The organism is Ectopseudomonas composti, assembly GCF_001567565.1.
In the GTDB taxonomy this organism is placed as follows: Bacteria; Pseudomonadota; Gammaproteobacteria; order Pseudomonadales; family Pseudomonadaceae; genus Aquipseudomonas; species Aquipseudomonas composti_A.
The window spans coordinates 77,367-90,915 of the sequence record NZ_LSSW01000024.1 but is presented as its reverse complement, the minus strand read 5'-3'; the positions used below and the strand labels follow the sequence as shown (position 1 = coordinate 90,915).

At 63.4% G+C, this 13,549-nt stretch carries 11 protein-coding genes; 6 read left to right on the top strand and 5 right to left on the bottom strand.

All coding sequences use genetic code 11. The features are described 5' to 3' along the window. Window positions 1-67 precede the first annotated feature (67 nt). The gene (locus tag PCLY_RS12460; protein WP_061239765.1) at window positions 68-409 is read left to right on the top strand and encodes a hypothetical protein; all 342 of its coding nucleotides are present in this window, start codon (window positions 68-70) and stop codon (window positions 407-409) included. Window positions 410-481: 72 nt separating this feature from the next. On the opposite strand, the gene lapD is transcribed toward PCLY_RS12460, so the two are convergent. The 4 genes from lapD to PCLY_RS12440 form a co-directional block, all read right to left on the bottom strand. Next, a complete protein-coding gene (gene lapD, locus PCLY_RS12455; RefSeq protein WP_061239762.1) occupies window positions 482-2,428 on the bottom strand; it encodes a cyclic di-GMP receptor LapD in 1,947 nt (648 codons plus the stop codon). A 10-nt stretch (window positions 2,429-2,438) separates the two neighbouring features. Beyond that, a complete protein-coding gene (lapG, locus tag PCLY_RS12450) occupies window positions 2,439-3,119 on the bottom strand; it encodes a cysteine protease LapG (protein WP_061239760.1) in 681 nt (226 codons plus the stop codon). A gap of 155 nt (window positions 3,120-3,274) precedes the next feature. Further along, window positions 3,275-3,673: a YbaN family protein gene (locus PCLY_RS12445; protein WP_061239757.1), complete on the bottom strand. Its 399-nt coding sequence runs from the start codon at window positions 3,671-3,673 to the stop codon at window positions 3,275-3,277. A gap of 15 nt (window positions 3,674-3,688) precedes the next feature. Further along, window positions 3,689-4,273, bottom strand: a complete 585-nt coding sequence (locus tag PCLY_RS12440; protein ID WP_061239755.1) for a UPF0149 family protein — start codon at window positions 4,271-4,273, stop codon at window positions 3,689-3,691. Window positions 4,274-4,628: 355 nt separating this feature from the next. Between PCLY_RS12440 and recQ the strand changes: the two genes are divergently transcribed. The 4 genes from recQ (at window position 4,629) to PCLY_RS12420 (ending at window position 10,954) form a co-directional block, all read left to right on the top strand. Beyond that, complete coding sequence (recQ, locus tag PCLY_RS12435) at window positions 4,629-6,761, top strand: DNA helicase RecQ (protein ID WP_061239752.1); 2,133 nt, start codon at window positions 4,629-4,631, stop codon at window positions 6,759-6,761. Between the two features lie 100 nt (window positions 6,762-6,861). After that, window positions 6,862-8,022, top strand: a complete 1,161-nt coding sequence (locus PCLY_RS12430; RefSeq protein WP_061239749.1) for a GGDEF domain-containing protein — start codon at window positions 6,862-6,864, stop codon at window positions 8,020-8,022. A 132-nt stretch (window positions 8,023-8,154) separates the two neighbouring features. Further along, window positions 8,155-8,586: a MarR family transcriptional regulator gene (locus PCLY_RS12425; RefSeq protein WP_061239745.1), complete on the top strand. Its 432-nt coding sequence runs from the start codon at window positions 8,155-8,157 to the stop codon at window positions 8,584-8,586. 280 nt (window positions 8,587-8,866) lie between these two features. After that, window positions 8,867-10,954 carry a FimV/HubP family polar landmark protein gene (locus PCLY_RS12420; protein ID WP_463439812.1) on the top strand — a complete coding sequence of 696 codons (2,088 nt, stop codon included), beginning with the start codon at window positions 8,867-8,869 and terminating at the stop codon, window positions 10,952-10,954. Window positions 10,955-11,008: 54 nt separating this feature from the next. Here PCLY_RS12420 and PCLY_RS12415 read toward each other — a convergent pair whose 3' ends face one another. Beyond that, window positions 11,009-13,195 (bottom strand): patatin-like phospholipase family protein, encoded by a 2,187-nt coding sequence (locus PCLY_RS12415; RefSeq protein WP_061239739.1) that lies wholly within the window; start codon window positions 13,193-13,195, stop codon window positions 11,009-11,011. Window positions 13,196-13,266: 71 nt separating this feature from the next. Between PCLY_RS12415 and PCLY_RS12410 the strand changes: the two genes are divergently transcribed. Continuing rightward, window positions 13,267-13,548, top strand: a complete 282-nt coding sequence (locus PCLY_RS12410; protein WP_061239736.1) for an Rdx family protein — start codon at window positions 13,267-13,269, stop codon at window positions 13,546-13,548. Window position 13,549 lies beyond the last annotated feature (1 nt).

The window sequence follows — 13,549 nt, the reverse complement described above, 5'->3', positions numbered from 1 at the left end:
TTCACTTATATGATCGACCCGCTACCTTCTCAGGTAGCGGGTTTTTTTTGGCCAGGAGAGAGCAGGCATGGTCTATGTACAGCGTGACGCCGCCGGGCGTTTGCTGCGAGTCGAGTACGAACCCTTCGAGGGCATGACGGAAAACCTGGCAGTCGAAAGCGAGGAACTGCACAACTGGCTGACGGCCAGGGAAGAGGTCAAGGCCCGCCTGGATGGCCTGAAACAGTCGGACCTGGAGTTGGTGCGGGTACTCGAAGACGTCGTCAGCGTGCTGGTGGAGCGTGGCGTCATCCGTTACACCGATTTGCCTGAAGCGGCGCGGCAGAAGCTCGATCAGCGCGCGATTGCTCGTGCCGAGATCGAAGGGCTTAGCGGCCTGCTCGGCGACGACGAGCACCATCTGGTCTGATTTCCGGCGCTGCATCGCCTGGCCCGCAGCGCAAAAGGGCCATGCCGTTGCGTCTGATCGGGGCGCCGTTATCTAGCGATCACTCCAGGGCGTAGGGGCGCCGATCAGTCGGCCCATGGCCCCGTGGATGCCAAGCTCTGCCAGTACTGCGAGTTCTCCCTGCGTTTCCACCATCTCGGCGATCAGTGGCAGGTCGATGCTGTTGGTTGCGCGATAGATCGCTTCGATGAACAGTCGCTTGTCGCTTTCCTGGTCGATGGCGCGGATGTAGGTGCCGTCGATCTTTAGATAGGCCAGGCCCAGGTGCGTCAGGTTGCCGATCAGGCTGAAGCGACCACCGAAGTGCTGCAGGCCCAGGTTGAAGCCAAGCTCCCGAATGCTCTGACTCAAGTCTTCCAGCTCTGCTGGGGGCGGCAGATAGTGTTCGTCGATCTCCAGCGTCATCAGGTGTGCCAGCTCGGTATGACGCCCGAGGACTTCCAGCAGGCGGGCCTTGTCCTTGGCGTTACGTAGCGTGGCGGCAGACAGGCTCAGGGCCAACGGCCGAGGATGTCGCGCCAGATGCTCCAGGCTGTGTTCGAGCATCGCCAGGTCGAAGCGCGCCGACCAGCCCAGGCGCTCGATCCAGGGCAGGAAGCGGCCGGCGGTGATGGCTTCACCTTGTGGGTCGAGCAGGCGTGCCAGCACCTTGTGCTGCATCACCGTGCCCCCGTCGCATTCGGCCACCGGCTGGAAATACAGTTGCAGCTTGCCCTGGTTCAGTGCGTTGTCGATCCAGCCACGCCAGTCGTGCAGGCCCTCATTGCTCTGGGCCGCGAAGTCGTCCAGGCGTGCCCAGCATTTGTCCGTATGGCTTTGCGCCTGGGCCAGGGCCTGGTCGGCCCGGCCGATGACGGCAGTGGCCTGCTCGCCGGGGCGAAAGGCGGCAATGCCCAGGTGCGCGACTGGCTCGCAATCACTGGCTCCGGTCTGTTTCAGGCTCTGCAGCGCATCGCTGATCTCGTTTGCCAGGTGGTCAGCATCGTCGCCGCTCAGTCCTGGGGCGAGCAGGGTGAATTCGCCGCCACGGTTGCGCGAGGCCAGCCACTTGCTGCGCCCCGGGCCGCCCAGCAGGTTGCGCAGTTGCTCGCCCAGTGCCTCGATCAGGGCGTCTGTGCGTTGCCCCCCCAGGCGCTGGTTGAGACCCGCGAGATCGTTGACACGCAGCAGCAGCAGGTAGCCTTCTGCGTTCTGTTCGTTGACCAGCAATTGATTGCTCAGGCGAATGTCGAACTGGCGGCGGTTGGCCAGGCCGGTGAGGCTGTCCTGATAGGCCTCTGCACGCAATTTCTCGCTGCGCGCCGCTTCTTCGGCGAACAGCGTCTTCAGTTTGTCGACCATCTGATTCATGGCCAGTACCACGCGCTTGAGTTCCGGTGTGCGTGGCACGCGGGGCAGGGTGAGGAATTCGCGGCGGGTGATGGCCTGGGCCTGCTGCACCATGTTGTCGAGCGGGCGCAGTTGCGTGCGCAGCAGCCAGCCACCGAGCACCGCGCTGACCAGGCCACAAAGCAGCAGCCAGAGCAGGCTGCCGATGGCGCCGTCCCATAGCCTGGCCAGGGCGAATTGCGGGTGGCTGAGCACTTCGACCCGCGCAGCCTGTTCCCAGCCACGCATGATCAGTGCATCGCCTCCTTCGGGCTCGAGGCTCACCAGGTCGACGAACCACTGTGGGACATTTTCCGCTCGCACCTCGGTGCGGCGTTCGACGAGGACCTTGTCGTCGGGAATGCTGACCACTCGGATGCTGGCGAAATAGCCGCTGTCGAAGATCGAACTGACCATCAGCTCGAGCATGGCCGGGTCGTCCACGTGAGGCGTCATCGACAGGCCCAGTGCCGTAGCGGCGTCCTGGGCATGCGAGCGCAGCTGGCTGAGCAACTGCTCGCGAGAGGTCTCGACGCTGGCCACGAAACTGCCGGTAAAGGCGACGACCAGAAACAGGCAGATGGCGAGGAACAGTTGTTTCAATAGTGACATGTGTCTTCTCCTAGCCTTCGCCCACGGCGAAACCTTCGGCGTGCATTTTTTTCAGGATGTCCTGCCAGCGCGAGAGCTTCTTGGAGTCGCTCTTGCGGGCATTCGAACCCGGCAGATAGAGGCCTTCGGCGTTGAAGGCGTAGACCGGCAACAAGTCCTGGCGCTGCGAGGCGGGGCGAATGTCGTTGATCAGGTTGTCCAGCACCAAGGGCTCGGCGCTGGGGCTGGAGTAATAGGTCAGCACCATGTGCGCCTGGTTGTAGTTCAGTGCCTTGACGTAGGTGATGCGCAGCTTCTCGCTGGGAATGCCGAGGCGGCGCAGGGTGAAGTACTTGGCGATGGAGTAGTCCTCGCAATCGCCGGCGCCTTTGACCAGCATTTCTACTGGCGTGGCCCAGTAGTCGTTCTCACGCCACAGCCGGGTATCGTCGACGAAGCGCACGGTGCGGTTGAAGAAGCGGTTGACCTCATTGAGCTTGTCGGTTTCGGCCAGCGCGCTGCTGGTCTTGATCAGCTCTTCCCAGTCGAGGATGCGTTTGCGCGCCGGGCCGAGTTCGCCATAGCGGCTTTCGGCGTTCTTCAGGATGAGCGTGAAGTCCCAGTTGCCCAGCGCCAGGCCAGCCAGCAACAGGCCGCCGATCCAGAGGATCGACAGATGCCACCGCCCTCCCTGAATACGCCGCCGTCGCATGGGATCGTTGCCTCCAGACCTTGTCCGCAGAGTCTAGGCGAGGTGTCGGCTTTTTGCCGGGCGTAGCGCTGCAGTGGAGGGCGCTGTCAAAAGGTTGTCGAAGTGCCTGCCACGGGCGGCCGTGTGCAAGCCGGAGGCCGCCACTTACGCAGGCCTCAGGGATTGGGCAACGTCTTCTGGCGCAGGATGTAGATGCTGACCAGGACGGCGCTGGTCAGCATGAAGGTGCGGGCCCAGAACATGGGCACCAGGTAGCAGGAGAAGGCAATGCTTGCCCACATCAGGCTCAGGGCATAGACCTTGGCTTTGCGCGGAATGCCCTGGCCATCCAGGTAGTCACGAATCCATGGGCCAAGCTGTGGATGCATCACCAGCCACAAATAGAAACGCCGCGAGCTTCTGACGAAACAGGCGGCGGCCAGCAGCAGGAAAGGGGTGGTCGGCAGTACCGGCAGGAAGATGCCGATCACGCCCAGCGCGACGCTCAGCCAGCCGAGAGCCAGCAGCGCATAACGTACGCTGCGATGACGGCTCTCGCGGATTTCGTGGGGCATGAGCGAATGGCTGGGTCAGTGGCGCGGCTTGAGCAGGGCGGGCTTTTCTTCCGGAGCCTGGCAGAGCAGGAAGAGGGCGGTGAGCAGCTCGGGAATTTGCTCGATCATGCTGTCGACCAGATCGTGGTCGCGGGCGATTTCGGCGAATTCCTGCTGCTCGTCGAACAGGCCGGAGCCGACCATGATCGGCAGCAGCAGCTCGCTGACTTCGTCTTCGGCGTCTTCGAACCACACCGCCTCGCGCAGGAACACGCCTTCCATGAAACCGATGCACCAGCCGCGCAGGTCGGAGTCGTCAGGCTCTTCACCAAGGTCCAGGTCGCAGGGCAGTTCAGGCTCTTCTTCGCCTGCCAGCTGTCGGGAGATATGGGCCTTCAGGTGGACTAGCGTGTTCTCGATCTCTTCGCGTTCGGCGTCGCTGCGGTAGTGCGGCGGCTCGGCGAACAGTGCATCGATCCACTCACGCTCCGGTACTTGAACCGGGCAGATGGCCAGGGCGGTCAGGTAGCCATGGGCGGCCACGTAGTCCAACGCCTCTTCGTGCAGCTCATCGGCATCGAGAAAGGCTTGCAGGCGGGACAGTTGCTCAGCGAAGGACATCGTGGGGTTACCTTGAGGCTTAGGGATAAACGAGGGTGGATTCTAGTCCACCGCTGCCCCTGCGGCCAGCGCGGCGCGCGCTCAAGGCTGCGATTGGGCGGCTTCGGGGCGCCCTGAGAAGCTGGGCGCAGCAGCCTGCGCGCCAAGGCAAGAGATAATGCGCAGCTTGCGAGTCATGAATCGGCCTCCGATGCGCTTCGCTCACCCCCTTGGAGGCCGCGCCAGGGCGGTTCAGCCTTGTGCTGCGCACTCGCTTCAACACCGTGACCGGTCGTTAGAGCTGCCCTTTGGACGGGTAGGTGCCCTGTCGTCGTTCATCCTGCGGCATAATGCGCGGCTCGATTTGGAGGCCTTCATGCTCGACCACGCCCAGCGCATTCTCAAAGACGTTTTCGGCTACGACGCCTTTCGCGGCAACCAGGCCGCGATCATCGAGCGTGTCGCGGCAGGCGGCGACGCGCTGGTGCTCATGCCCACCGGCGGCGGCAAGTCCCTGTGCTTTCAGGTGCCGGCGCTGATGCGTGAGGGCCTGGCGGTGGTGGTTTCGCCGCTGATCGCGCTGATGGACGACCAGGTCGCGACCCTCGACGAACTGGGGGTGGCGGCCGTTGCGCTGAACTCCACACTGAGCGCCGATGAGCAGCGAGAGATCGCCGAGCGCATCCGTCGTGGACAGATCAAGATGCTCTACCTGGCGCCCGAGCGCCTGGTGCAGCCACGCATGCTGAGCTTCCTGCAGGGCCTGGACATCGCCCTGTTCGCCATCGACGAGGCGCACTGCGTGTCGCAGTGGGGGCACGACTTCCGTCCGGAATACCTGCAGCTCGGTCAGCTGGCCGAACTGTTTCCCGCGGTGCCACGTATCGCCCTGACCGCCACGGCGGACAAGCGCACCCGCGAGGAGATCGTCCAGCGCCTGCACCTCGACAATGCCGAGCGCTTTCTGTCGAGCTTCGACCGCCCGAACATCTTCTATCGCATCCAGCCCAAGGATCAGCCGCGCAAGCAACTGCTCGGCTTTCTCGCCGCGCGCAAGGGCGATGCTGGCATCGTCTATTGCCTGTCGCGCAAGAAGGTCGAGGAGGTCGCCGACTTCCTCAGCAGTCAGGGTTTCCCGGCCCTGCCTTATCACGCTGGCCTGCCCAACGAACTGCGTGCCTATCACCAGAAGCGCTTTCTCAACGAGGAAGGCCTGATCATGGTGGCGACCATCGCCTTCGGCATGGGTATCGACAAACCCAACGTGCGCTTCGTCTGCCACCTGGATCTGCCCAAGTCGCTGGAGGCCTACTACCAGGAAACCGGGCGCGCCGGTCGTGACGGCTTGCCGGCCGATGCCTGGATGGCCTACGGCCTGCAAGACGTGATCTTCCTCAAGCAGATGCTCAACAACTCCGAAGGCGATGAGCGCCACAAACGCATCGAGCAGCACAAGCTCGACGCCATGCTCGCCCTCTGCGAAGAAACCCGCTGCCGTCGCCAGGCGCTGCTGGCCTATTTCGACGAGGAGCTGCCCCAGCCTTGCGGGCATTGCGACAACTGCATCGATGGCGTCGAGACCTGGGATGCCACCGAGCCGGCGCGCCAGGCGCTGTCGGCCGTCTATCGCAGTGGCCAGCGTTACGGCGTCGGCCATCTGGTGGACATTCTGCTGGGACGTGACAACGAGAAGATCCGTGCGTCCGGCCACCAGCACCTGGCGGTGTTCGGCGTGGGCAAGGGGTTTTCCGAGGTCGAGTGGCGCACGCTGTTCCGCCAGTTGGTCGCTCGCGGCCTGGCCGATGTCGACCTGGAGGGGTTCGGGGGGCTGCGCCTGGACGAGAGCTGCAGGCCCTTGCTGCGTGGTGAAGTCAGCCTGCAACTGCGCCGTGAACCGAAACCGGCGCAGGCGGCCAAGGCCTCCAGTAGCGCGGCCAGCCAGTTGGTTCGTGGCCACGAGCGGGAAATGTGGGAAGCGCTGCGCGCCCTGCGTCGCAAGCTCGCCGAGGAGCACAGCGTGCCGCCTTACGTGATCTTCCCCGACGCCACGCTGCTGGAGATGCTGCGCAGCCAGCCCAGCTCGCTGAGCGAGATGGCCGAGGTCAGTGGTGTCGGTGCGCGCAAGCTGGAGCGTTATGGCCAGGCTTTCCTGGAAGTGCTCAATGGCAGCGCCAGCAACGAGGCGCCGGCGCCGGTGGCCGATTTGCGCCACGAACTGGTCAGCCTGGCCCGCGCCGGGATGACGCCGGCACAGATTGCCGGGCAACTGGGTTGTAGCGAGAAGAACGTCTACAGCCTGTTGGCCGAGGCAATTGCCCAGCAGCAACTAACGTTGGAGCAGGCGCTGGATCTGCCGGAGGCGCTGCTGGGCGAGATTCAGGAAGCCTTCCTCGATGGCGAGGGCGAGCTGCCGGCGGTCAGTGAAGTCGCGCCACTGTTCGCCGGGCGCGTCGAAGAGAGCGTGCTTTACTGCGTACGTGCAGCGCTGCAGGCCGAATTCGAAATATAGGCCCGGCAGGCCGTATGCAGGTCGTTGGCCGGCATGATTCTGGCGGCAACTCGCTGACGCAGCTAAGGTGTGTGGCAGATCGCCATTGAACGAGGTTACGGTGCCTAACCATCACGCATGGCTCGATGAGGTTCGTCCGAGTCCTTACGCTGACCAGCTGAGCTTGGGTTTTCGCAGACTGCGTTTTTCCCAGGCACTTGAGCGCGAGTACCGTGCCCATATGCTGGAGGACAGTTTCGACCTCAAGCGCATCGCGCTGAGTGTCGCGACGGTCATCTGGCTAGCCTTGGCTGCGCTCGACATGCTGGTGGTGCCGGCGTCGCACCTGGGCTGGGTCATTGCGATACGCGCACTGGTGTTGCTCACCTTGCTGGTATGCGCGGCGCTGATCCTGCAGCGCCGGCACACTCATCTGCTGTTGCCGCTGAGCATGGCTTGCATCCTTGTGTTGGGGGTGGGGGCTGCGTTGATCGTCGGCATCGCTCATCGCGTTGCCCCCGGCTATCCCTACGAAGGCCTGCTGCTGGTGAGCATGGCCGCCTACTTTCTGGTAGGCCTGCGCCTGAGCCAGGCCCTGGCTTGTTCGCTGGTGATCCTGCTGGCGTATGTCGCAGCGGAATGGTTCGCCGGTCTGCCCTTGCCGAGGCTGATCAACAACGTGTTGTTTCTCGGGTTCGGCAACCTGATCGGTGCGGTCGGCTGTTACCTGCTGGAGTACAAGTCGCGCGAGCATTTCCTGGTCAGCAGGCTGATGCGCCTGCTGGCCTACCACGACAGCCTCACCGGGCTGCACAACCGCCGCAGTTTCAATAGGCAGTTCGAGCGTTTGTGGCGGCAGGCGCAGCGTGACGGCAAGTCACTGGCGCTGCTGTTATGCGATATCGATCACTTCAAGGCGTACAACGACTGTTACGGCCACCAGGCCGGTGACGTCGCCTTGCAGCGTGTCGGGGCGCTGATCGAACAGTCTGCGCGGCGGCCGCTGGACATCGGGGTACGCCTCGGTGGTGAAGAGTTCGCGTTGCTGCTGTTCGACATCGGCGCCGATGAGGCCAAGCAACGTGCCGAAGTGTTGCGCCAGTCCTTGGAGCAGGCCGCTATCGCCCATCGCGGCTCCGACAGCGCAGCGGTGCTGACCATGTCGATCGGTGTGGCCTGGCTGAGCCCTGACGGCCAGCCCGAATTGAACCTGCTCTATGAGCAGGCTGACCGTGCGCTGTACGAGGCCAAAGCCTTTGGCCGCAACAAGGTGGCAGCCTGACGAGCAGGAGCGCCGCGGGCAGCCAGTCGCATTCTGCAACGCTCACGACGCAATCTGCGCTTGCCCTATGCACCGGGTTATGGCTAGCTGGCTAATAATTAGTTTTTGACCTTTATATGAGCCCGCTTGCCCATGTCTTACCCCGATCAACACCGTTTTGCCATGCAGGTTGCCCAGCTTTCGCGCGCCTGGCGTTCCGAACTCGACCGACGCCTGGTTGGCCTTGGCCTGTCTCAGGCTCGCTGGCTGGTGCTGCTGCACCTGGCGCGCTTCACTGAAATGCCGACCCAGCGCGAACTGGCGCAGAGCGTCGGGGTAGAGGGGCCGACCCTGGCGCGTCTGCTCGACAGTCTGGAAGGTCAGGAGCTGGTGATCCGCGTGGCGGTGCCAGAAGATCGTCGCGCCAAGAAGATCGCGCTACAGCCCAAGGCGCAGCCGCTGATCGAAAAGATCGAGGCCATTTCCACCCAGCTTCGCCATGAGGTCTTCGCCGGTATCGACGAGGATGACCTGCGCCGCTGCCAGCAGGTTCATGCGCGAGTGCTCGGCAATCTGATGAAGTAAATCCATCGTCGCGGTCAAAATTCAGGTGATCTTTTGATCAGGGGCATTTTGTGCCCAACTTTTGACTGATCGAGCTTGATGGCATCGTGCTTTGGTCGGCAAACTGGCGTCCAATCCGCTACTTTGTGAATTAGTAGCCATAATGCAATCGAAGGCGGCCTCGACAAGGAGCTTGTCACCCGTTCTCGGAAATTATCAAGGGCGCCAGCCTCCCGGCCAAGGGAAGCTCAGACAGGAAGTCGAGGAGGTGGCGTTCGAGCCGGATAACCCTGGAGGTCACATGGCTCGGGTGCGTCAGTTAATGTTGGGTTTGGCGTCGGGCTCCGCTCTCTATTCGGGAATGGCTCCGGCGCTCGGTCTGGGCGAGATCACGCTGCATTCGGCGTTGAATCAGCCCTTCGAGGCCGAGATCGAGTTGCTCGAGGTGGGGGATCTGGGTGCGCAGGAACTGCGTGTTGGCCTGGCGCCTGCCGAGGTATTCAACCGCTCGGGTGTCGAGCGTTTCTACTTTCTCAATGACCTGCGCTTTACCCCGCTGTTGCGAGGTTCGCGCAGTGTGATTCGTGTGGTCTCCAGCCGCCCGGTGCGTGAGCCGTATCTGAACTTCATCGTCGAAGTGGCGCGTCCCAACGGCCAACTGCTGCGTGAATACACAGTCCTGCTCGATCCGCCTGGTTCGTCTGCTTACACCTCAGTGGCTGCGTCGAGTGCCGCGCCTGCCACGCAAGTGGCTCCGCGCACCCAGGCTGCGGTTTCGTCGGTCAGAGCGGTTACCCCGCCGAGCGCTTCGGCAGGGCATCGTCATCCGGTCGTGCGTGGCGATAGCCTTTGGTCCATTGCCGCGAGTTTGCGCGAGCAGGGCAGCACGCTGTCTCAGCAGGCATTGATGGAGGGCATTCTGGCCCTCAACCCCAGCGCCTTTGCCGGGGGCGATCCAGGTCGCCTGCTGGCTGGTGCCGACCTTTTGCTGCCAGACGCCGCTCTTGCGAGTACAGCCCAGCCCGCTGTCGCTGTTGCTGCTGCGGTCGATGCCGAAGCTGCACCTGTCGCCGCGCAAGGCAGTGTCGAAGGGCCTGTGAGCGCGCCGCTTGCCGCAGTGGAACCGGCGCCGCCACAAGGTGACAGTCTGGAACTGCTGGCCGAGAAGCAGCGTCAGGTCGATCTGGAACTGGCCAATCAGGCTGCGGAGAACCTGCAACTGCAACAAGGGCTGGCGCAACTGCAACTGCAACTGCAGCAGTTGCAGGAGCAACTGGCGCAGAAGGACGCTCAGTTGGCTGAGCTGGCTGCGCGTACCCCGGTCGAGCCGGTTGCTGCGGCGCCGGTAAGCATTGACCAGCCTGTCGCCGAGCGAGGCTGGTGGTCGACGCTTTTGGCCGGTGGCATCGGACTCTTGCTGCTGCTCGGCGCGCTGTTCTGGGCGGTGCGGCGGCGGGGTCAGAAGACCGAGCCCGTGGTGCAGGTTGAGCCCAAGGCTCAGCCGCCACAGCCGTCGGCTCGTCCTCAACTGGCGGCGGTCGCTGCTCCAGCTCCCCCCGCGCCTGTACCCAGGGTCGTGCCGGCTTCAGCTCCGGTGCGCGCACAAGGTCCGGTCGATCCACTCGAGGCCGCCAACGTCTATATCGCCTACGGCCGTCTCAGCGAGGCGCGCGGTGAGCTGAACAAGGCGCTGGCCCAGGCGCCGCAGCGCAGTGATTTGCGTTTCCGTCTGCTGGAAGTTCTGGCAATGCTCGGCGATGGCGCTGGTTTCGCTCGTGAGGAGGCGGTGCTGCGTGCGGAGGCCTTCGATGGCGCGCGCATCGATGCGCTGAAAGCGCGTCATCCAGGGCTGCTCACCCAGCAGGCGTCGAGCGAGCCTGTCGCGCCGCAGCCTGCAGTGGCAGAACCGCTGGCCGATCAGGATTTTCAGCTCAATCTCGACGACCTGTCACTGGACGCTGACTGGGATCTGGTCAGCCCGTTCCCGACAGCCATCAAGGCCAAACCCAAGGCGGCTGCCGAACCAGAGTTCGATGCGTCGTTCTCCAGCAATCTGCAGGAGCTGCCGGAGGTGTTCGAACTGCATCATGAAGATGAGCAATTGAGCGCTTTTGGCGAGATGGAAATGGTGCTCAGTGACGAGACGCATGAGCTCGATGACAACTTTCTCGACGCGTTCGCCGGGGATGCCGATGCCACTGCGGCGCTGCAGGGTGATCTCGATCAACTGGCGACTGACCCCGAGCACATGACCAAGCTGAATCAGGCCCTGGCCTATATCCGGCAGGGCGACATTCCCACCGCTTGCGACATCCTCAACGAAGTGATCGACCACGGCGATGACGAGCAGAGAAAGGCTGCCCGTCAGTTGCTGGCAGAGATCGCCTGAGCGGCGTTTACCGCTGTAGCCGAGCAGGCCGCGCACATGCGCGGCCTGCTCGTTTCAGAAGCTCTTGCCCAGGTTCAGATACAGCGCTTTCTCTCGCTGGTCGTTGAAGCCGTAGCTGAAATTCAGCGGGCCGAGCGGGGTATCCAGGCCGAGGAAGATGCTCGCGGCATTGATATAGCCACTGTCGAAGGCGTTGTCGTTGTTCCAGGCACGGCCGCGCTCCAGCGACAGGCCCATATACAGCGGAAAGTTCAGCGGCAACATCGAGTTCTGCGTCAGGCGCCGGTAATAGATCATCCGCGCCAGCGCCATGTTCTGGCCGCTCACCGAGTCCTGACGAAAGCCCGATAGCTCCTGAGCGCCACCGAGAATGAAGCCCGAGGTGACCACCTCCGTTTCATCCAGGGTGCGTCCATAGCGACCGCCGAACAGCCAGGTGTTGGGGCCATGGCTGTAGGCCTTGTCCAGTTTCAGCTGCCACTGACGATAGTCGTCGTCCGAGCCCAAGCCGCGGTCATACTTGCGCAGCATCAGGCCGATGTCCTCACCGGTACGCGGGAAGTCGAGGTTGTCCAGGGTGTCGAAGGAGTACAGCAGCTCGTAATAGCCCTCGCTGAAGCTGAAGCTGGGCAGATCGCGTTCGCCAACCCGTACGTTCGCTTCGCCCCAGGCCTGGCCGACGCCGAAGCGGATCTCCCCGTTGTTGGCGATCTGCCGGCCCAGGTTGAGGCCGTAGCCGTAGCGTTCCAGGCGGTATTCGGCGATGGGATCGTTGTCCAGAATCGCTTCGACGTTCTGCGCTTCGCCGACCAGGTAGGGCGCCACGAAGTAGCGCGAGCCGGCGTCCAGCGGTTGGTAGAACTCGCTGTAGAGTTCCTGGCGATCGCCCAGTTGCAGGCGGGTCAGCCATTCGGCGCCCAGTTCGTTGATGCCGTTGATGCGGTAACTGGCGCCGATATTGAATGCGCTGTCGCCGCGCATGTCGTCGGACAGGTTGAGTCCCAGGCGCAGGTAGTCGGTACCGGTGCGCTTGCCGCGCGCATCGATCACCAGGGCGCTGCCACGCTGATCCAGCGGCTCCACGCGATACTGCACGCGCTCGAAGTAATCCAGACCGTACAGCGTGCCCATGTCCTTCTGCAGGCGATCGACATCCAGCGGTTCGCCCAGGGGTTGGCGAATATGGCGGCGAATCACCGCGTCACCGACCTTGGAGTCGTTCTCCACGTGGATTTCACGTATCACCGGTGTGCGCTGTTCACGCGAGCGGGCCATGGCCAGGGCCGGGTTGCCGGCACTGCTGGTTCGCAGGCGGGCCAGATGTTCGGCCTGAATCTGCGTGGCACGGTAGCCAGCATCCATCATCTGCCCGCCACGGTTGAAATCGGCAACGCCGAAGCCTGCCAAGGGCGGCTGGATCAGCACGTCGTTGGCGGTCAGCGTCGCCAGCTGCGCTTCGGAGTTCTTGCGCATCATCAGGTTGATCGACTGGTTCATCACGTCGACCACGGTCAGCAGATCCTTGGCCGGTTTCAGCGGCATGCCGAGGTCGACGACGATGACGTGGTCGACGCCCATCTGCCGTGCCACATCGATCGGCACGTTGTTGAGCATGCCGCCATCGACCAGCAGACGGCCGTCGACCTCCACCGGGGCGAACACTGCCGGGATCGACATGCTGGCGCGCATCACCTGGGGCAGGTGGCCGGTGCGCATGATCACCTGTTCTCCGCTGACCACGTCGGTGGCCACGGCGCGATACGGAATCGGCAGATGATCGAAGTCGCGGGTGGCGCTGCGGTGCACCAGCAGGCTTTCCAGCAGCAGCGCCAGGTTCTGCCCCTGGATCACTCCCAGTGGCAGGCCCAGGCTGCCATCGTCACGGAAGCTGAGTTTCTGCTTGATCAGAAAATCGCGGTCGTCCTGCTTGCGGCGAAAGGGGATGTCCTCGCGTGGCGGTGAATCCGACAGCGCCTGTTGCCAGTCCAGTTCCAGCGCCAGATGCTCCAGCTCCGCCACCGAATAACCTGCGGCGTAGAGCCCACCGACGATAGCGCCCATGCTGGTGCCGGCGATGGCGTCGATACGGATGCCTTGTTCCTCCAGCGCCTTGAGCACACCAATATGCGCCAGGCCGCGGGCGGCGCCCCCCGAGAGCACCAGGCCAACGCGGTCGGCGGCAACCACGGGCAGACTGGAAAGGGTGAGCAGACAGATCAACGAAAGGAGCAGGCGACGCATGGCAGTTTCCGGCAGGCACAGGGACAAAGGCCGTTATTATAGGCACCAAGCCCCATCCTAGAGCCGCTGTCATGTCCGATCAGAAGCCTGAAATCGTCATCACCTATTGCACCCAGTGCCAGTGGCTGCTGCGTGCCGCCTGGCTGGCCCAGGAACTGCTCAGCACCTTTGCCGATGAACTGGGACGCGTCAGCCTGGAACCGGGCACCGGTGGGGTGTTCCGCATCCTCTGCGATGGCCAGCAACTGTGGGAGCGCAAGGCCGACGGTGGCTTCCCCGAGGCCAAGGTGCTCAAGCAGCGGGTGCGCGACCTGATCGATCCGGGGCGCGATCTGGGCCATAACGACCGCTAGG

Coding starts and splice junctions, on each gene's coding strand:
- PCLY_RS12460 (WP_061239765.1), top strand. CDS start 68: ATGGTCTATGTACAGCGTGACGCCGCCGGGCGTTTGCTGCGAGTCGAG.
- lapD (WP_061239762.1), bottom strand. CDS start 2,428: ATGTCACTATTGAAACAACTGTTCCTCGCCATCTGCCTGTTTCTGGTC.
- lapG (WP_061239760.1), bottom strand. CDS start 3,119: ATGCGACGGCGGCGTATTCAGGGAGGGCGGTGGCATCTGTCGATCCTC.
- PCLY_RS12445 (WP_061239757.1), bottom strand. CDS start 3,673: ATGCCCCACGAAATCCGCGAGAGCCGTCATCGCAGCGTACGTTATGCG.
- PCLY_RS12440 (WP_061239755.1), bottom strand. CDS start 4,273: ATGTCCTTCGCTGAGCAACTGTCCCGCCTGCAAGCCTTTCTCGATGCC.
- recQ (WP_061239752.1), top strand. CDS start 4,629: ATGCTCGACCACGCCCAGCGCATTCTCAAAGACGTTTTCGGCTACGAC.
- PCLY_RS12425 (WP_061239745.1), top strand. CDS start 8,155: ATGTCTTACCCCGATCAACACCGTTTTGCCATGCAGGTTGCCCAGCTT.
- PCLY_RS12420 (WP_463439812.1), top strand. CDS start 8,867: ATGGCTCGGGTGCGTCAGTTAATGTTGGGTTTGGCGTCGGGCTCCGCT.
- PCLY_RS12415 (WP_061239739.1), bottom strand. CDS start 13,195: ATGCGTCGCCTGCTCCTTTCGTTGATCTGTCTGCTCACCCTTTCCAGT.
- PCLY_RS12410 (WP_061239736.1), top strand. CDS start 13,267: ATGTCCGATCAGAAGCCTGAAATCGTCATCACCTATTGCACCCAGTGC.